This window comes from Streptomyces tateyamensis, from assembly GCF_003205575.1.
Lineage (GTDB): Bacteria > Actinomycetota > Actinomycetes > Streptomycetales > Streptomycetaceae > Kitasatospora > Kitasatospora tateyamensis.
Genome location: NZ_PYBW01000049.1, coordinates 51495 through 69434 on the forward strand (window position 1 = coordinate 51495; position 17940 = coordinate 69434).

A 17940-nucleotide genomic window follows, 5' to 3' on the forward strand; every position below is an offset into this window, starting at 1 on the left:
TCGAACCCTAGCGATGCACAAGAGGGCCCCGGCAGTCTCGATGTCGAGCCGCCTGGGCCCTCCCCCGTCCCGGCGCGGGCGAACCGCGGCCCCGGATTCCCGACCAGGAATCCGGGGCCGCGATGCTGCCCCCTGTCAGGCCAGCTCGGCCAGGCTCAACTGAAGCTCCACCGGCAGGTCCTGACGCCGAGTGATGTTGAGCTTGCGGTAGATCTGGGTCAGGTGCTGCTCGACCGTACTGACCGTCACGTACAGCTTCATGGCGATCTCCCGGTTGGTGTACCCCTGCGCCGCCAGCGCCGCCACCCGGTGCTGCGAACCGCTCAGCTCGGGCCGCGGCTCGCCGCCGGCGGGGGCCGGCTGCCGGTTGACGGGGTGCGACTCCGAGGCCAGGCCCGGCAGGATCCGCTCGCGCAGCCCCTCGGCTCCGCAGGCGTGCGCCAGGTTCCAGGCCCGCCGGGTGGTGGTGCCCGCCCGGCTGGTCTCGCCCACCGCCTGCAGCGCCTGGCCCAGGTCGGCCAGCGTGCGGGCCAGCTCGATCCGGTCACCGGAGCGGCGCAGCTCGTCCACCGACCGCTCCAGCAGCGCGGGCCGCTGGGTGCGGTCCGCCACCGCCGCCTTCAGCCGTAGCGAGAGGCCCTGCACCCAGGGCCGCTGCGCGTCCGGCGCGGACAGCTGCTGCAGCACCAGCCGCTCCGCCTGGTCCCGCTCGCCCAGGCGCAGCAGCGCCTCGGCCGCGTCCGTGCGCCACGGGTAGAGCAGCGGCCGGTCCAGCCGCCAGCGGCGCAGCAGCCGCCCCACCTCGCCGAAGTCGGCGAGGGCGGCCTGGTACTGCTCCACCGTCAGGTGGTGCAGTCCGCGGGCCCGCAGGTAGGCCACCCCGTGGATGGACTCCAGCGCCGAGCGCGGCACCGGCTGGTCGAGCAGCTGCACCACCGAGGCGGTACGGCCCAGCGCCGTGCGCACCCGGATCAGCGCCGCCAGCGGAGCACAGGCGAACGCGCTGCCCGCGGCCTGCGGCAGGCACTCCACGGCGAGCGCGGCCTGCTGCTCCGCCTCGCGCAACTCGCCCAGGTGCAGCAGGACTTCGGCATGCACGGTGGCGAACAGGGCGGCCCACCCCGGCGCCCCGCGCTCGGCCGCCTCCTGACTGAGCCGCTGGCACCAGGGCGCCGCGCGCTCCGGCTGGTCGCTGCGCGCCAGGGTGCGTGCCGCCTGGTGCAGCAGCAGCAGCGTGGTCGCCGTCAACGGAGTGGACTGCAGCAGCCGTTCGGCCTCGGTGACGACCGGCTCGCCGGCCGTCTCCTGCACCGCCCACACGCTGGCCCGGGCCTGCCCGCCGGCCACGGCCGGCGCCGGGCGGGACTTCGGGTCGGCGGTCTGCGCCGCCAGCAGGCCGCCAAGTTGCTGGTTGACCTCCAGTGCCTCCTCCACCCGCCCCTGGGCCATCAGCAGTTGGGCCAGCGGAGCCAGCCGGTCCTCGGGCAGGGTGCCCGCGCGCAGCAGCTCCAGCGGCCCGCGCAGCTGCCGCTCGGCCGCCGCCGGGTTGTACCGCCAGGTCACCGCGGCGATCCGGGTGGCGATCTCGTCCCGTCTTCGCTCGTCCGGGCAGGCCTGCTCGGCCGCGGCCAGCGCTCCGGCCGCCTCCATCGCCCGGTCCTGGGCGTGCAGTTGCTCGGCCAGGTCGCACAGCACGTCGGCCGCCCAGGAGGCGGTCGGCGGACTCTGGTCCGGCCGCTGGGCGCTGAGCAGGTGCCGGGCCACCACCGGGGCCGGCTGGCCTTCACGGCGCAGCAGGTCGGCGGCCCGGCGGTGCAGCTCGGCCCGCTCGGTGGCGCCCATCAGGTCCAGCACCGCCGCCGCGCCCACCGGGTGGCGGAAGGCGTGCTCGGCCAGCACCCCCGAGGCCTCCAGCACCGCGAGCCGCAGCTCGGCCACCGAGCCGGTCAGGTCGAGCAGTTCGGCCACCCGGGTCGGGGTGGCGAACTCGCCCAGCACCGCCACCGCCTGGGCCGACGCCAGCGCGCCCGGGCCGCTGCGGGCCACGCACTCGGTCACCGCGCGGGCGAACAGGCCACCGGTGGGCGGCTGCTGCTCGGCGGGCGAGCCCGGGTCGGCCAGCCGGGCCCGCACCAGCAGCGGATTGCCGCCGGTCAGCGCCAGCAACTCCGCCGCGGCGGTCTCCCCGTAGCCGTGCTGGTCGGCCAACTGGCCGACCGCTGCCAGGCTGAGCGGGCGGGCCGGCACCCGGCGGCAGTCGGCCCGGCGCAGCAGCGCCGCGTCCAACTCCGGCTCGGCCAGCCCGTACCCGCGCCCCGCCCCGGCCAGCACCAGCAGCAGCCGCGCGGTGCGGGCGTGCTGCACCAGGTGCGCCAGGTGCAGCTGGGACTCGCGGTCCACCAGTGGCAGGTCGTCCACCGCCAGCACCACCGGTGCCCGCTCGCCGGCCCGGGTCAGCGCCTGCAGCAGCTCGCGCATCCGCTCCGAGCGGACCGGCTCGCCCGACGCCATGGTGGGCAGCGCCAGCCCGGCCGACTCGGCCGCCCCCGTCAGCTGGTGCAGCACCCCGAACGGGAGCTGCCGCTCGTCCGGGTAGCCGGCCGCCGCCAGTACCACCGCGCCCGACTCGCCGGCCAGCCGAGCCAGCGCGTCCAGCAGTTCGCTCTTGCCGCAGCCGGCCGCCCCCTCGATCAGGAGCACCGCACTGCGCCGGGCGGCCGCCTGGACCAGCGCCCGCCGCAGGACACCCAGCTCGGCGTCCCGCTCCACCAGAGTCGTGATTGGCATGGTCATCTGCGGTTCCTCCCCCGTCCGTGGAGCCGTGCTTGATGACGTCCATCGTGCAGCGCACCTGGGCTTTCGACCTCGCCCGCTGCGGTTGCCGGTTGTTGCCTGACAAGAACTCCCCTACCGCGCCACAGGGGTTGTGAACCCCCTCGGCAGGGGTCGGCGGCCATGTCCCGGCCGCGGCACACGGGCTTCAATGTGCCAGAGGTCGTGGGCGCTCAACGCCCGATTGGAGTGGTGAATCGTGACGATCAACGACGAGGTCCTGGCGGACGTGCTGGTCGAGTCGGACTTCTCCGACCTGCGCTCCCGGGTGACCGAGCTGCACCTGGTCAAGGACCAGGCGCGGCAGGGGCCCGATCCGCGCGCCACCCAGGCTCAGTGGGACAAGGGCAAGCTGACGGTCCACGAACGGCTTACCCTGCTCTTCGACGAGGGAACCTTCACCGAGATCGAGCCGCTGCGCCGGCACCGCGCGCAGGGCTTCGGCCTGGAGGCGAAGAAGCCCTACACCGACGGCGTGGTGACCGGTTGGGGCCAGGTGCACGGGCGGACGGTGTTCGCCTACGCGCACGACTTCCGGATCTTCGGCGGCTCGCTCGGCGAGGCGCACGCGGAGAAGATCCACAAGGTGATGGACCTGGCCGAGGCGGCCGGCGCGCCGCTGGTCTCGCTCAGCGACGGGGCCGGTGCCCGGATCCAGGAGGGGGTCACCGCGCTGGCCGGCTACGGCGGCATCTTCCGACGCAACGTCAAGGCCTCCGGGGTGATCCCGCAGATCTCGGTGATGCTCGGCCCGTGCGCGGGCGGCGCCACCTACTCGCCGGCGCTGACCGACTTCGTCTTCATGGTGCGCGGGATCGCGCAGATGTACATCACCGGCCCCGACGTGGTGAAGGCCGTGACCGGCGAGGAGATCACCCACGAGCAGCTCGGTGGCGCGGCCGTGCACGCCGGGGTCTCGGGTGCGGCGGGCTTCGTCTGCGAGAGCGAGGAGGAGTGCCTGGAGGAGGTGCGCTACCTGCTCTCGCTGCTGCCCGCCAACAACCGCGAGCTGCCGCCGCGCGAGGTGTGCACCGACCCGGCGGACCGGCGCTGCGAGAAGCTGCTCACGCTGGTGCCCGCCGACCCGATGATGTCCTACGACATGCACGCGGTGATCGAGGAGATCGTCGACGAGGGCGAGTTCTTCGAGGTGCACGCGCAGTGGGCGACCAACATCGTCTGCGGGTTCGCCCGGCTGGACGGCCACGTGGTGGGCATCGTCGGCAACCAGCCGCAGTCGCTGGCCGGCGTGCTCGACATCCACGCCTCGGAGAAGGCCGCCCGCTTCGTGCAGACCTGCGACGCGTTCAGCATCCCGCTGGTCACCCTGGTGGACGTGCCCGGCTTCCTGCCCGGCAGCGACCAGGAGCACAACGGGATCATCCGGCACGGCGCGAAGCTGCTGTACGCGTACTGCAACGCCACCGTGCCGCGGATCCAGGTGATCGTGCGCAAGGCGTACGGCGGGTCCTACATCGTGATGGACTCGCGCTCGATCGGGGCCGACCTGTCCTTCGCCTGGCCGATCAACGAGATCGCGGTGATGGGCGCGGAGGGCGCGGCGAACATCGTCTTCCGCCGCGAGATCGCCGCCTCCCCGGACCCGGAGCGGGCCCGCGCGCAGGCGATCCGCGAGTACCGCCGCGAGCTGATGCACCCGTACTACGCGGCGGAGCGGGGGCTGGTCGACGACGTGATCGACCCGGTGGACACGCGCTCGGTGCTGATCCGGTCGCTGGCCATGCTGCGCGCCAAGCAGGCGCCGATCCCCGCCCGCAAGCACGGCAACTCGCCGACCTGAGGGGAGTGGTGGTCGTGGACACCTTGTTCCGGGTGGAGCACGGGAACCCGACGCAGGAGGAGCTCGCGGTGACCGCCGCGGCCCTGCTCGCGGTGCTGCGGGCCCGGGCGGATGTGACGGTGCCGCAGGACACCGGGGCGGGGAGCCCCCACTGGTTCGCGGAGCGGTTGCACCGGTCGCCGCGGCCGTGGTCCTCGCGGTGAGGGGGCTGCTCGGGCGGCTGTACCGGGCGCTGGTGGACGGGGGACGGGCGTACGTCTGCCCCCCGCCCCCGGCCGGCGCTCCGGACCCGACCGGCCCCCCGCCCGGCCACCCCGAACGCCTCTGCCCCCACGTCGCCCTCTCCCCCCTGGAGGCCCGCCTGGCCCGCGAACTCTGGGGGCGAACACCGCTGCGCTTCCGCTGACTGCATCCTCGCCCGGGGGCGGGCCCTCACCGCGCTCGCCCCCTGCGGGGCCTCGCTCCGCGCATCCCTCCGCCGTGCATCCCTCTGCCGGTCAGGCGACGGCGATCCAGTAGTCGGTCAGGTAGAGCAGGGTCAGCCCGAGCAAGGAGGCCAGGGTCCACACGGGGCGGCGGCCGCGGTGCAGGAAGATGCCGGCCAGGCCGACGGCCCAGGTGGCGGGGACGCCCAGCAGGGGGACGTCCCACAGGAGGATGCCGCCGAAGGCCGAGCAGGTGAGGCGGGTGCTCCCTGGGTCACAGGTGGTGGGCGCGGCGCCCCAGATGTCGGGGACCACGATCACCGCGAGGCCGGCCAGGGCGGTCAGGGCCAGCGCGCCCATCAGCATCCCGGTGATCTGGGCTTCCGTCATGGCGCCTGAACGTGCCGGGTGCGCAGCCATGATCGTCAAGGTAGCAGGCCGTGCGGACGGGCATTCGGGGATTCGTGGAGCCCGCCCGCAGGCTTCCTGAGGACACGTCGGCGGAGCCGGTGAGTCGCACGCCCGGCGGGTAGTACGGAGGCCATGGACATGAACCATGAGGAGCCGGTCGTCCGGCCGGTGGTGCAGGAGACGTACGGGCCAATGGACCTTGGCGGGGCGCCCATGTTCGGCGGGGGGTTCATCAACTTCGGCTACTGGCGGGGCATCGACCTGACCACCGCCGCCCCGCTCACCGAGGAACAGCGGATCGGCAGCCAGCAGGAGCTGTACCGGCAGGTGCTGGCCGCCGCCCTCACCGCCCGCGGCCCCGCACCGGGGGAGCTGCTGGAGGTGGGCAGCGGGCTCGGCACGGGGTGTGCGCTGGCGGTGCGCGAGTACCCGGGGATCGCGGTGACGGGGCTGGACATCCACCCCGACCAGGTGCGGCGGGCCCGCGCCGGGCACCCGGGGTTGCGGTTCGTCCAGGGAGCGGCGGAGCAGCTGCCGTTCGGGGACGCGGAGTTCGACGCCGTGATCAGCGTGGAGGCCGCCCAGCACTTCCCCGACCTGGCCGCCTTCGCCACGGAGACCGGACGGGTGCTGCGCCCGGGCGGCCGGCTCGCGCTGGCCAGCTTCTTCACCGTGGACGACGCCCCCCGGCGGGCCGGTCAACTGGCCGGCCTGCTGGAGACCTTCGCCAGCGGCCTCGACCTCGCCCGCCCGGTGACCGAGCTCACCCGGGCCCTCGCCAAGGCCGGCCTCACGCAGGTGCGCGCGGAGTCGATCGGTGACCAGGTCTGGCCCGGCTGGGACCAGTGGCTCAGCCGGTGGTGGCCGCCGCAGAGCTGGCCGCGGAACTTCCTGCGCGCGTACCAGGACCGGATCCTGGACTACTACCTGGTCACTGCCATACTGCCCGGGTGATCCTGCCCGCCGGCGCCGCCGATGCCGAACTCCTGGAAGTCGTCCGCATCACCGACCCGATGGGCTGGTTCGGCTGGACCGACACCGTCCCGGGCGAGACCGTCGCCCTGTGGACCGACGCCCAGTCGGTGCTGGCCCAGGTCGCGGCACTGCCGTCCGGGACCCTGATGCGCTGCTTCTCCCCGCGGTTCGCCCTGCGCGCGCACGCGGGGACGGCGGTGCTGTTCGAGCTCGCGTTCTGCTTCTCCTGCGAGCGGGTCGGCCTGTACTCGACCGGGGGAAGGTCCGCCACCCAGACCTTCGACCCGGCCAGCCCGCCGGCGGTCGAACTGCTGCGCCGCTTCCGGGAGTCCCCGACGGCCTGACCGGCCCGCCGGCGCAGGCCGCGCTGCGGCGAACTGCGCCGGCGGGGTGGTTCACCCGGGCGCTCGGTCCGCTGGTGCCGGTGTTCCAGGGGGCCTACGCCCGCCGCTGCGGGCAGGTGCTGCGAAGGATGGTGACGGGATGACGAAGGCAGAGCTCGACGCGGTGCTGGTCGCCGCGGACGACGAGGTGCGGCTCGCCGAGTTCTGGGCGGCGGCGCTGGGCTGGCACCCGGACGCCGAGGGGGTGCTGCGCCCGCCCGCACCGGGCGGGCCGGGCCTGCGGTTCACCCGCGCGGCCGGCCCCAAGCGCGGCAAGAACCGACTGCACCTGGACCTGGCCGGCGGCACGGACCTGGACGCCCGGGTGGCCGGCCTGCGCGCACTCGGGGCGGAGCCGATCGACATCGGGCAGGGCGCGGTGCCGTGGCGGGTGCTGGCGGACCCGGAGGGCAACGAGTTCTGCGTGCTGCCGGTGCCGGACACCGGCGGGCCGCTCGCCCAGCTCTGTCAGGACGCCGCCGACCCGGCCCGGCAGGGCGCGTTCTGGGCGGCGGCGACCGGTTGGCAGGTGGTCGAACTCACCTCCCACGTTGCCAGGTTGAGCTCCCCGTCCGGCGCCGGCCCGACCCTGGTGATGGGCCCGCCGGTGGCTCCGAAGGCCGGTCCGGCCCGCTGGCGGTTCCAACTGACCGGCGAGGGCGGGGAACTGCTGGACCCGGAGGGCAACGAGTACCAGGCCGGGCCGCTTCGGGGGCAGCCCGCTCCGAGGACGGCCCGGTCCGAGGGCAGCCCGGCCTGAGCGCAGCCCCGGGACCATGGGGGCGGACCCGGGACCGCGAGGCATTCTCGATCCGCAGGCCGGTGAATGTCCAACCAGACGGACGACACGTCGAGTTGACGTGTCGTCAGTAAGAAAGGCTCGGGGTCACGGGGTGATCATCGTCAACGCCCCCGGCAGCAACCGGATCCGGGCCGGCAGGGTGGTGACCTCGTCGCCGTCCGCGCAGACCGGGACCGGCCGGTCGGCGTCCACCAGCACTTCGCGGGCGGTGCGCAGCGAGACCTCGGGCCGGCGCACGTGTGTGCCGCGCTTGACCTCCTGCATGAAGGAGACGATCCGCGAGCGCGGGCCGTCGCCGACCACCATCACGTCCAGCAGCCCGTCGTCCACCCGCGCGGGCGGCACGATCCGCAGCCCGTGCCCGTACGCCCCGGAGTTGGCCACCACCACGGTGTGCGCCCGGACCTCGCTGCGCTCGCCGTCCACGGTCAGGGTGTACCCCGCCGCCCGCCAACCGAGGATCGCCCGCACCGGGGCCAGCCGGTAGAGCAGCAGGGCGGGCAGGCCGCGCCCGGCGTTGATCAGCTGGGTGGCCACCGCGTCGATGCCGATGTAGACGTTGCCGGGGGCGATCACCCCGTTGACGTCCAGCACGTCCACCGCGCGGGTGGGCCCGTCCAGCAGCAGCCGGGCCAGTGCCGGGGCGTCGGACGGGAAGCCGAGCATCCGGGCCAGGTCGTTGCCCCGCCCTGCCGGTACCAGTGAGAAGGTGCCGCCGGTGCGGACCGCGCCGTCGGCGGCGTCGCGGACCAGGCCGTCGCCGCCGACCGCCACGACCACCTCGCCGCGTTCGGCTGCGGCCTCGGCGCACTCGATCGCGTGCTCGCGGCCCCGGGTGAGCTCGGTGCGCACGGTGGCGCCGCCGGCCCGCAGCAGGGCGGCGATCGGCTCCCAGCGGGCGGGAGCGCGGCCGCCGCCGGAGATCGGGTTGACCACCGCGGTGAACGCCCGCGCACCGCCGGCGCCTGCCGGCCCCGGCCCCGAGCCCTCTCCCGCCGGCCCCCACCCGGTGGCTCCCCCTGATCCTGACGACATGTCAGCCCTCCGCGCGCGGCAGCAGCACACCCGGGTTGAGGATCCCGGCCGGGTCCAGCACGGCCTTGACCGCGCGCAGCGCCTCGATCGCCAGCGGGCCGACCTCCTCGGCGTAGGTGGCCCGGTGGTCGGTGCCCACGCCGTGGTGGTGGGTGATCGCCGCCCCGGCCGCCCGGATCGCCGCGTTGGCGGCCTGCTTGGCCTGCCGCCACTGGCCCACCGGGTCCGCGGTCTGGGCGCAGGCGACGGTGAAGTAGAGCGAGGCGCCGGTCTCGTACACGTGCGAGATGTGGCACAGCACCAGCGGCGGGGTCCCCTGCGCGGTCAGCGTGCTGCTGAGCGCCTCGGTGACGGCGGCGCGCAGCGCGTCGAGGTTGGACCAGAAGGTCACCGTCTCCAGCGTCTCGATCAGCACCCCGGCGTCCAGCAGCGGGTCGCGCAGGTAGGGAGCCCGGAACCGGCCGGTGCGCCAGGCCTCGCCGGGCTCGGTGCCCAGTGCCTGCCCGCCGGCCGCGGTGAGCACCTCGGTGACGCCGGCCCGCCGGGTGGCCACCTCGGCGGCCGTGCCCTCGTAACCGGTGACGGCCATGCAGCCGCCGGGGCCGCCGCCGAACATCGCGGCGGGGTCGGCGAGGTTGACCGAGGTCTCGGCCTCGTCGGACAGCCGCAGCACGGTGGGCAGCGGGCCGTCCTGGGCCAGCTCGCGCAGGGCGGCGGCGCCGGTGGCGAAGTCCGGGAAGCGCCAGCCCTCGAAGACCCGCTCGGCGGGCAGCGGGCGGACCCGCACGGTGACCGAGGTGATCACGCCCAGGGTGCCCTCGGAGCCGAGCACCAGCTGGCGCAGGTCCGGGCCGGCCGCGGACTTCGGGGCGGTACCGGTGCTCAGGGTGCCGCGCGGGGTGGCCAGTTCCAGGCCCATCACCATGTCGTCGAACCGCCCGTAGCCGGCCGAGGACTGGCCGGCCGAGCGGGCCGCCGCGTAGCCGCCGATGCTCGCACCCTCGTACGACTGCGGGAAGTGGCCGAGCGTCAGGCCCTTCTCGCGCAGCAGCCGTTCGGCCTCCACCCCGCGCAGGCCGGCCTGCAGGGTGGCGGTGCGGGAGACCTCGTCCACCGCCAGCACCGCGTCCAGGCGCGCCAGGTCGAGGGCGACCACGCCCGCGAAGCCGGCCCGCTCGGGGGCCAGGCCGCCGACCACCGAGGTGCCGCCGGCGAACGGGACCACCGCGTAGTTCAGCTGCTCGCAGCGGGCCAGCAGGTCCACCACCTCCTGGTGCGAGCCGGGCAGCACCACCGCGTCGGGCGCGTCGGTGGCGTCACCGGCCCGCAGGCGCAGCAGGTCGGGGGTGGACCAGCCGCGGGTGCGGGCCAGCCGGGCGTCGTGCTCGGCGCTCACGTGCTCGATGCCGACCACCTCGGCCAGGGCGGCCAGGTCCACCGTGGAGGCGGCGAGCTCGATCGAGTCGAGCTCGGCCGGGGGCTGCTCGGGGGTGCGCACGCCGAAGGCCGCGAGGGTCTCGGTGGCGGCGGCGGGCAGCGTGGTGCGGTGGGCCGGGTCGCCCCAGCGGTAGGGGTGGAAGTCGGTGCGGGGGAGGTCTGCCTCGGTCATGGGATCCTCGGGTGGCTCTTCGGAATAGCGCTGATACACTTCTACATGTGGTGTCGCAGCGAATCAACACGGAAGACGGTAGCGGGTCCGGCCTGAGGGCGCCCGCACCGAGGTCGGCCAACGCCATCCCCGAGCAGCAGATCCTCGACGCGGCGTACCAACTGCTGCTCACGATCGGGCTGCAGCGGATCACCATGGCCGACCTGGCCCGCCAGGCCGGTGTGTCCCGGGCCACCCTGTACCGCCGCTGGCACGGGGTGCACGAGGTGCTCGGGGCGCTCACCACCCGGGAGTGGACCACGCTCGCCCTGGACGCGATGCCCGAGGACGGCTCCCCGCTCGGGCGGTCCGAGCTGGTGGACGGCGTGGTGCGGCTGGCCCGGGGGATCCGGGTGCACCCGCTGCTGCGGCGGATCGTCGAGCTGGACCCGGAGTTCCTCACCCCGTACCTGCTGACCCGGCGCGGCACCAACACCAACCACCAGCTCGACCTGCTGGAGCAGGCGCTGCGCCAGGCGATGGCCGAGGGCTCGGTGCGGGCCGGGGATGCGGAGCTGCTGGCCCGCTCGGTGCTGCTCACGGTCTGGTCGTTCACCCTGACCGGGCCGGTGTTCACCGGGTCGCCGACCGGTACGGGCGCCGAACTCGACCGCTTGGACGAGGAGTTGCGGCTGCTGCTCGACCGTTACCTGGCCCCCTGAACCACTGAGGAAACCCGCTGATGAGCACCGCCTCTCATGCTGCCCCGAACACCGCCTGGAACACCGCCTGGAACGCCGCCCCGAACACCGCCCTGAACGCCGCCCGACGCGCTCGCGAGCTGGCCGCACTCGCCGAGGCCGGCGCCGGGCCGGTGGACGTGCTGGTGATCGGGGGCGGGGTGACCGGCGCGGGTGTGGCGCTGGACGCCGCCGCGCGCGGGCTGTCGGTGGTGCTCGCCGAGAAGCAGGACCTGGCGTTCGGCACCAGCCGGTGGAGCTCCAAGCTGGTGCACGGGGGGCTGCGGTACCTGGCCTCGGGTGCGGTGGGGATCGCCCGGGAGAGCGCGGTGGAGCGGGACATCCTGCTGCGCCGCACCGCTCCGCACCTGGTCCAGGCGCTGCCGCAGATCGTGCCGCTGCTGCCCGGGACGGGGTTCGCCTCGGCCGCCCTGGTACGGGTCGGGTTCCTGGCCGGCGACGCGCTGCGGATCTCGGCCGGGACGCCGGGCTCGGTGCTGCCGCGCTCGCGCCGGCTGGGGCCGGCGGAGGTGCTGCGGTACGCGCCGACCGTGGCGGCCGCCGGGCTGCGCGGCGGGCTCGCCTTCTGGGACGGACAGCTGACGGACGATGCGCGGCTGGTGGTCGCGCTGGCCCGGACGGCGGCCGGGCTGGGCGCGAAGGTGCTGACGCAGTGCGAGGCGTCGCAGGCCACGGGGGAGGGGGCGCTGCTGACGGACCGGCTGTCGGGCGAGTCGGTCCGGGTCCGGGCCCGGACCGTGATCAACGCGGCGGGGGTCTGGGCGGGGGAGGTGGTTCCCGGGATCACCCTGCGGCCCAGCCGGGGGACGCACCTGGTCTTCCCGCAGTCGGCGTTCGGCGGCCTGAACGCCGGGCTGACCGTGCCGGTGCCCGGGGAGACCAACCGCTTCGTCTTCGCGCTGCCGGCGCCGGACGGGCGGGTGTACGTGGGGCTCACCGACGAGGCCGCGCCGGGACCGGTTCCTGACGTGCCGTCACCGTCCGCCGCCGAGGTCGAGTTCCTGCTCGACACCATCAACTCGGCGCTGCGGGTGCCGCTGTCCGTCGCCGACCTGCTCGGCACCTTCGCCGGCCTGCGTCCGCTGCTGGACGACGGGACGGGGCGCACGGCCGACGTCTCGCGCAAGCACGCCGTGCTCACCGATCCCAGCGGCGTGGTCACCGTGGTGGGCGGCAAGCTGACCACCTACCGCAAGATGGCCGAGGACGCGCTGGACGCGGCGCTGGCCCGCACCCCGCTGGCCGCCGCGCCCTGCCGCACCCGGAACCTGCCGTTGGTGGGCGCGGCCGGGCCGGCCGCCCTCTCCGCGATCCCGGCCCCGCTGCGCCTGGTCCGCCGCTACGGCACCGAGGCCCCCGCCGTCCTCGCCGCGGGCCCCGCCACCCCCGTCGCGCCCGGCCTGGACACCACCCTCGCCGAACTCCACTTCGCCACCACCCACGAGGGCGCCCTCACCGTCGCGGACCTGCTGGACCGCCGCACCCGGGTAGGCCTCTCCCCGGCCGCCCGCACCGCCGCCATGGACTTCGCCGAGGCAGCCCTCCTCCTCTGACCCCTCACTCACCGTGCTCCGCCGCAGCTCGGTGCACCGGGTGAGCTCGTAGGGGAACCAGTGCAGGCGGTGGGAGGTGTACGGGGTGAACTCCTCCAGGCTGCGCATGCCACCGATCTCCGGCGGAACGCGCACCAGGTTGCTGCCGTACAGCACGAGGTGCTTCACCGAGGTGAGCTTGGCGATAGGGCAGCTGACGAAGCATCACCACCACTGACCGGCCAGCGAAAGGCATACCCGGCGTCCCGCCCCGTCACCAGCCGCTCGTGCCGCAGCAGTTCGCGGATGATCCCGGCGCTGCCCATCGCCCACCCGGTGGCGGGTTCCAACGCACTGGGCACGGAACGATGCTCGGTGTTCGACCAGCGGGCGCCGGCGGCGTCCACGGTGGCCCGGGCAGCCAGGTCGGCGGCCAGCAGGCCGGCGAACTCCCGGGCGCCCTCGGTGCCGGCCACCGCCCGATCCAGGGCGAAGGCCAGCACCCCGGCGGTGCCGCAGCAGTGGCCGCTGTTGTCCCAGAACCCGGGCCGCAGCCGCCGGGGCAGGCCGGAGCGGGTGACGGTGTGCCAGCAACGGTCCGTCAGCGCCGACCAGTCGGTCTCGCCCGACACCGCCCCCAGCACCTGGAACACCTCCGCATCCCCGGTCGGTCCGTTGCACCAGCCGTAGCTGTAACGCTCGTTGCGGTCCGGCAGGTCCTGCGGGTCGGAGTGCGGGACGAGGAACCCGGCCGGCCCGGCCTCGGCGCGGGCCACCACATCGAGCGCGCCGGCCCGGGCCAGCTCCAGCAGCTCGGGGCGACCGGTGGCGCTGCCGACGGCGGCGAGCGCCTGGACCACGCCGAGGGTGCCGTGCGCCACGTGGTGCAGGCGGGCGGGCCGGCCCGCCCGGGTCTCCCAGGTGACCCCGGCGGGGGTGGGCTCGGCGGTGCGCAGGTACGGGGTGACGGCGAGCAGGGCCAGCTCGGGGTCCCCGGCTGCCAGTGCGCCCAGCGCGATGCCCGCGTTGCCGCCGAGCAGGTCGAACTGCGGGGCCCAGCGGGTGCCGTCGAAGCGGGCCCGGGCCTCGGCCAGGGCGCGGTCGGCGGCGGTCCCGGCGGCGGTGTCACCGAGCAGGACGGCCACGGCGCGCAGGGCCACCGCGCGGCCGGTGAGGCCGAAGTGCAGCGAGCTGAGCTCCCAGCCGTTGGGCTCTACGGCGAGCGCCCGGGCCGCGCGCAGGGCCGCCTCCGCGTACCGGACCGCGCAGCCGTTCGCGCCGAAGTGCTGGTGGGCCTCCAGCAGGGTCAGCACGATGCCTGCGGCGCCGCTGTACAGGACGGGGTTGGCCTCGCGCTCCGAGGGGCGGGTGGGCCAGCTCAAGCCACCGCCCCCGGCGGGGGTCCGGCGGGCCTGGGCGAGCAGCCAGTCCAGGCCGCGCACCGCGAGCTCGCCGCTGTCCACCGTGCGGGACCCCTTCTGCAACGAACGTCAGCCGGCCGCCCGCTCGCGGCGCTGCCGCTTGCCCAGCGCGGCCTTGGACAGGTCCTCGGCCGTGGAGCGCAGGTTCCTGTACCCGTAGCCGCGCTGCTCCAGCCACTCCATCGCGCTCGCCTCGGCCTGCGCGGTGGCGGGCAGCAGGTCCTCGTCGGCGGCGCCGGTGGCCAGGTAGCGGAAGGTGAAGTCGGCCCGGGCCCGCAGGTCGTAGCTGAGGTGGCCCTCGGGGGTGAAGCGGGCGAACAGCATGTCGTGGTCGGCGGCCGCGGCCAGCAGCTCGGCGCGCTGCTCCTGCGTGAGGCCTTCGAAGGCACCCCGGACCATGATGCGGAACGTACGGTCGGTCATGCCGCGACCCTAATCGGGCGAAGGGGAGGGGACCACCGGATTAACCGCCCCACCCGACCGCCCCCTCAGAGGTCCTCCGCCGCCACCGCCCCGCCCTCGATCGCGGCCACCAGGGCGGCGTGGTCCGCCTCGGTCTGGTCGGCGTAGCGCATGGCGAACTCGGCGATGGCCTGGTCGAAGGCGTCACTGGCCCCCAGGTACCCGGAGATGGCGATCCGGTCCCCCGAGCGGGCATGGGCGCGGGCCAGGGCGGTGCCGCACAGGGCGGCGTACTGGCGCAGCCCGCCGGGCGTCATCTGCTCCACCTCCGCCGAGCCCTTCATGTCGCGCAGCTGGCGCCCGTAGAAGTGCCGGCCCGCGGGGCCGCTGGTCCAGCCGAGGAAGATGTCGCTGGCCGCCTGCAGCAGCCGCTGCCCGGCCACCACCCGGTGGCCCTGGTGGGCCGGCACCGGACCGGCGGCGTGCCGGGCCAGTACCGAGGGCTGGGCCTCCTTGAGCTGGAGGAAGAGCGGGTCGTCCGCGTCCCGGCCCTGCAGCAGCAGGATGTAGCAGCGGGTCCCGACGCTGCCGACCCCGACCACTTTGCGCGCCGCGTCGGTGAGCTGGAACCGGTCCAGCAGCACCTTGCGTTCGTCCGGCAGGCTGGCCCGGTACTGGCTGAACACCTTGCCGACCATCTGGTAGTCCGTCAGCTCGACCGGCTCCACCAGCGGCGGGTCGGCCACGATCCGGGGCCGGCCGTCGCGCGGTTCGGTGAGCTTGGCGAAGGCCTGCAGGCTGTTGCGGCGGCGGGCGTGCTCGAGGTTCTTCGTCGCCCGGCGCTGCCGCTTGCCCTTGAGCAGCGGCAGCAGGTCTTCGGTGTCCAGCATCTCGTACCAGACGTCGAGTTCGCCCAGTCCGGCGAGCCGGTGCAGGTGCAGCCGGTAGGCCTGGGCGGCGGCCTGAGCGGCGGCGCGGGCCTTCTCGTCGGGGTCGCCGTTGTCCCGGGCGGCCACCGCGACGCTGGCGGCCAGCCGCTTGACGTCCCACTCGAACGGGCCGGGGTGGGTCTCGTCGAAGTCGTTCAGGTCGAAGAGCAGGGAGCGCTCCGGGGAGGCGTACACGCCGAAGTTCAACAGGTGTGCGTCTCCGCAGAGTTGGACGATCAACCCGCTGTCGGGGCCGGCCGCCAGGTCGGCGGCGAGCACGGCGGCTGCGCCGCGCAGGAAGGTGAAGGGGGTGCGGGCCATCCGGCCGTGACGGATCGGCAGCAGTTCCTGGACCCGGTCGGCGCCCTGCTCGAGCAGCACCGCGACCGGGTCCGGACGGTCCGCGGCGGGGACCCACTGGCCCTGCGCCCGCCGCCCGATCCGGCGGCGGGCGGCCCGCCCCTGCTTGACCCGTTCCGCCGGAGTGGTCACGCTGCGCCTCCCAGTGATCGAGCACCTGGCGCAATTGTGGGCGGGGCCGCCAGCGCCCGCACCCGGGCGCGACCGGACGGGCGACCGCCGCCATCCCCCAGGAGGCTCACCCGCCCGGGCGTCACTTGGACGGGCGGCCCGCCTGCCGGGCCCCGAGCACCTTGTCCAGCGCCCGCCGGTCCTGCTTGGTGGGCCGGCCGGCGCCGCGGTCGCGGACGGCGAACATGCCCGCCTGGTCGCCGGTGGGGCGCGGCAGGCTCTTGTCCACGTAGCACTCCACGGCGACCGAGGCGCCGACCCGCTTGCTGATCAGCCGGGAGACGATCACCACCCGGTCCCAGTTCTCCTGCCGCACCCGCACCTCGTCGCCCACCCGCAGGGCCTGGGCGGGCTTGGCCCGTTCCCCGTTCACCCGCACGTGTCCGGCCCGGCAGTCGGCGGCTGCCGCGGAGCGGGTCTTGGCCAGGCGCACCGCCCAGATCCACGCGTCCACCCGGGCGGAGCCGGTGGTGGAACCTTCGTCTACAGCCATGGCTCCGACTCTACCCGCGCCCCGGATCCGCCCGGGCGGCGTTTCCCGCGTGATCCGGGTCAGCCGCACTCGTGCCGTGGGTGCGGGTGCGGTCAGTCTCGGTGTCCGGCCGGGTGCATGCCAGTCGGATCAGCAACTGACCGCGAATCAGCATCTGTTCAACTGCGGACAGATACTGATTCGCGGTCAGGAGTTGGAGCGGTCAGGTTTTGGGCGACGTGGGCCCCGGGTACTTGCAGGCGGCCTCGGAGGCGTACGGGGTCTCCTGCGGGGTCAGGGTGTTGGGTACGGCCGAGGCGGGCGGGGCCGAGGGGTCGGTGGCGGGCTGGTCGGGCGGCAGCAGGTGGGAGTCCAGCACGCCGGTGGGGCCGCCGCCGCCCAGGCAGGCCACCGCCACCACCGGGATCTGCGCGGTCGGCTGGGCGTTGCGCACCGGGGTGATCCGCCAGTTGTAGGCGAACTGGCCGTTCTGCAGGGTGACCAGGTCCAGGTGGTGCCAGCTCGGCGGGCCGTTGGGGACGTCGGCGAACTTGGCGGCGAAGCCGACCAGGCCCAGGTGGCTGCCCGTGGCGCTCACCTGCACGGTGTCCGTGGCGTTCGGGGCGGTGCCCAGCGTGAGGGCGATCGAGGCGGGCGGCGGGGCGTCGTCCGGGCAGTGGCTGGCGGTCACGGAGCCGGGCGGGTTGTTGTGCACGATGGCGGAGGCCACCACGCCGCCGCTGGAGAGCTCGAACCAGCGCATGTCCGGCGAGCCGCCGAAGGCGTCGAACACCACGTCGCCCAGGCAGTAGCCGGAGAAGTGCAGCTGGCAGCCGGGCGGGACGGTGCGCAGGGTCGGGGAGTTGGTGGTGGCGCCGGCCCGGATGTGGGCGCCGGCACCGTAGGTCATGCCGGTGAACTTGGTCTTGGCATCGTCGGCCGGGGATATGGTCGCGTCCACGCCGCAGTCCGGCGCCTTGGAGGCGGAGACGGTGTTGCTGACGGGCGCGGCGGTGGTCTTCTCGTTGCCGGCCTGGCTGGCGACCAGGCTGGCGAACAGCGCGATCACGGCGGCACCGGCGGCGACCAGCATGCCGACGCTGGGGCGGCGGCGCCGGCGGACCTGGGGCTCGTCCGCGGGGTCGGCGCCGCTCTCCAGGGTGTCGAGGTCGACGGAGCGGTCGTCGGGGTGGTCATCATGGTGGCCGTCGACCGAGGCGGGGTCGGGGCCCGGGGCCGGGTCGGGGAACACGACGGCTGCCGTCTCGACTGCCGCGGCACTGGCAGCCGCGGCCTCCGCCTCGGATGCCGGCTCCGGCGCGGCGGGCGGTCGGGGGGAGGCGTTGAGCACCGCGTTGAGTTCGTTCCACCGCTCCTCCCAGGCCGCCACGTCACCCCCGCAGGCGCCGACGTAGGCCAGGGTGACCTCCAGCGTGGGCTGGCGCATGCCGCCCGCCGCGTCGCTGAGGGTGCTGGCACTGAACCCGGCGGTCACGGCGAGGGCTCGGTAGGTGGGATTCCCTGCCTGTTCGCGCACGGAGCGCAGCTCGTGTGCGAAGGCTTGCAGGGGACCCTCGGTGGGGTCGATGGGACGTGGTTTGCGGGCCAACGAGTCTCCTGGGCTCTGCCCGTGCCGCCGC

At 74.8% G+C, this 17940-nt stretch carries 17 protein-coding genes; 8 read left to right on the top strand and 9 right to left on the bottom strand.

The features are described 5' to 3' along the window. Window positions 1-135: 135 nt before the first annotated feature. Window positions 136-2793, bottom strand: coding sequence for a helix-turn-helix transcriptional regulator (locus C7C46_RS15700; protein ID WP_110670070.1), 2658 nt, complete (start codon window positions 2791-2793; stop codon window positions 136-138). A gap of 295 nt (window positions 2794-3088) precedes the next feature. Here C7C46_RS15700 and C7C46_RS15705 point away from each other — a divergent pair, with 295 nt between their 5' ends. The 3 genes from C7C46_RS15705 to C7C46_RS35950 are packed head-to-tail and all read left to right on the top strand — an operon-like array spanning window position 3089 to window position 5039. Further along, a complete protein-coding gene (locus C7C46_RS15705) occupies window positions 3089-4633 on the top strand; it encodes an acyl-CoA carboxylase subunit beta (protein ID WP_425470082.1) in 1545 nt (514 codons plus the stop codon). A gap of 14 nt (window positions 4634-4647) precedes the next feature. Continuing rightward, the gene (locus tag C7C46_RS15710) at window positions 4648-4836 is read left to right on the top strand and encodes an acyl-CoA carboxylase epsilon subunit (protein ID WP_181442371.1); all 189 of its coding nucleotides are present in this window, start codon (window positions 4648-4650) and stop codon (window positions 4834-4836) included. Then, entirely contained in the window at window positions 4833-5039 is a 207-nt protein-coding gene (locus C7C46_RS35950) for a DUF6059 family protein (RefSeq protein ID WP_281278548.1), read from the top strand. The genes C7C46_RS15710 and C7C46_RS35950 overlap by 4 nt, the downstream gene beginning before the upstream one ends. 91 nt (window positions 5040-5130) lie before the next feature. On the opposite strand, the gene C7C46_RS15720 is transcribed toward C7C46_RS35950, so the two are convergent. After that, window positions 5131-5448, bottom strand: a complete 318-nt coding sequence (locus C7C46_RS15720; protein WP_110670072.1) for a hypothetical protein — start codon at window positions 5446-5448, stop codon at window positions 5131-5133. A 159-nt stretch (window positions 5449-5607) separates the two neighbouring features. Here C7C46_RS15720 and C7C46_RS15725 point away from each other — a divergent pair, with 159 nt between their 5' ends. The 3 genes from C7C46_RS15725 (at window position 5608) to C7C46_RS15735 (ending at window position 7587) form a co-directional block, all read left to right on the top strand. Continuing rightward, a complete protein-coding gene (locus C7C46_RS15725) occupies window positions 5608-6423 on the top strand; it encodes a class I SAM-dependent methyltransferase (RefSeq protein ID WP_110670074.1) in 816 nt (271 codons plus the stop codon). Beyond that, a complete protein-coding gene (locus tag C7C46_RS35055; protein WP_181442372.1) occupies window positions 6420-6788 on the top strand; it encodes a hypothetical protein in 369 nt (122 codons plus the stop codon). Before C7C46_RS15725 ends, C7C46_RS35055 begins: the two co-directional genes overlap by 4 nt. A 139-nt stretch (window positions 6789-6927) precedes the next feature. Further along, the gene (locus C7C46_RS15735; protein WP_181442373.1) at window positions 6928-7587 is read left to right on the top strand and encodes a VOC family protein; all 660 of its coding nucleotides are present in this window, start codon (window positions 6928-6930) and stop codon (window positions 7585-7587) included. 126 nt (window positions 7588-7713) lie between these two features. On the opposite strand, the gene C7C46_RS15740 is transcribed toward C7C46_RS15735, so the two are convergent. Both C7C46_RS15740 and C7C46_RS15745 read right to left on the bottom strand, forming a co-directional pair. Then, window positions 7714-8565: a diacylglycerol/lipid kinase family protein gene (locus C7C46_RS15740; protein WP_220040632.1), complete on the bottom strand. Its 852-nt coding sequence runs from the start codon at window positions 8563-8565 to the stop codon at window positions 7714-7716. Between the two features lie 100 nt (window positions 8566-8665). Then, the gene (locus C7C46_RS15745; RefSeq protein ID WP_110670078.1) at window positions 8666-10273 is read right to left on the bottom strand and encodes an FAD-binding oxidoreductase; all 1608 of its coding nucleotides are present in this window, start codon (window positions 10271-10273) and stop codon (window positions 8666-8668) included. A 50-nt stretch (window positions 10274-10323) separates the two neighbouring features. Here C7C46_RS15745 and C7C46_RS15750 point away from each other — a divergent pair, with 50 nt between their 5' ends. Together C7C46_RS15750 and C7C46_RS15755 are read left to right on the top strand one after the other, a co-directional pair. Further along, window positions 10324-10974: a TetR/AcrR family transcriptional regulator gene (locus C7C46_RS15750; RefSeq protein ID WP_220040633.1), complete on the top strand. Its 651-nt coding sequence runs from the start codon at window positions 10324-10326 to the stop codon at window positions 10972-10974. Window positions 10975-10994: 20 nt separating this feature from the next. Further along, the gene (locus C7C46_RS15755) at window positions 10995-12566 is read left to right on the top strand and encodes a glycerol-3-phosphate dehydrogenase/oxidase (protein ID WP_110670080.1); all 1572 of its coding nucleotides are present in this window, start codon (window positions 10995-10997) and stop codon (window positions 12564-12566) included. A gap of 164 nt (window positions 12567-12730) precedes the next feature. Here C7C46_RS15755 and C7C46_RS15765 read toward each other — a convergent pair whose 3' ends face one another. From C7C46_RS15765 to C7C46_RS15785, 5 genes are all read right to left on the bottom strand, one after another. After that, the gene (locus C7C46_RS15765) at window positions 12731-14008 is read right to left on the bottom strand and encodes a lanthionine synthetase LanC family protein (protein ID WP_245984441.1); all 1278 of its coding nucleotides are present in this window, start codon (window positions 14006-14008) and stop codon (window positions 12731-12733) included. 27 nt (window positions 14009-14035) lie between these two features. Next, window positions 14036-14389 carry a DUF6204 family protein gene (locus C7C46_RS15770; RefSeq protein ID WP_110670084.1) on the bottom strand — a complete coding sequence of 118 codons (354 nt, stop codon included), beginning with the start codon at window positions 14387-14389 and terminating at the stop codon, window positions 14036-14038. Between the two features lie 65 nt (window positions 14390-14454). Next, window positions 14455-15789: a DUF2252 domain-containing protein gene (locus C7C46_RS15775; protein ID WP_110670086.1), complete on the bottom strand. Its 1335-nt coding sequence runs from the start codon at window positions 15787-15789 to the stop codon at window positions 14455-14457. A 121-nt stretch (window positions 15790-15910) separates the two neighbouring features. Further along, complete coding sequence (locus C7C46_RS15780) at window positions 15911-16321, bottom strand: RNA-binding S4 domain-containing protein (RefSeq protein WP_110670088.1); 411 nt, start codon at window positions 16319-16321, stop codon at window positions 15911-15913. A gap of 202 nt (window positions 16322-16523) precedes the next feature. Continuing rightward, window positions 16524-17795, bottom strand: a complete 1272-nt coding sequence (locus tag C7C46_RS15785) for a hypothetical protein (protein ID WP_110670090.1) — start codon at window positions 17793-17795, stop codon at window positions 16524-16526. Window positions 17796-17940: the final 145 nt, after the last annotated feature.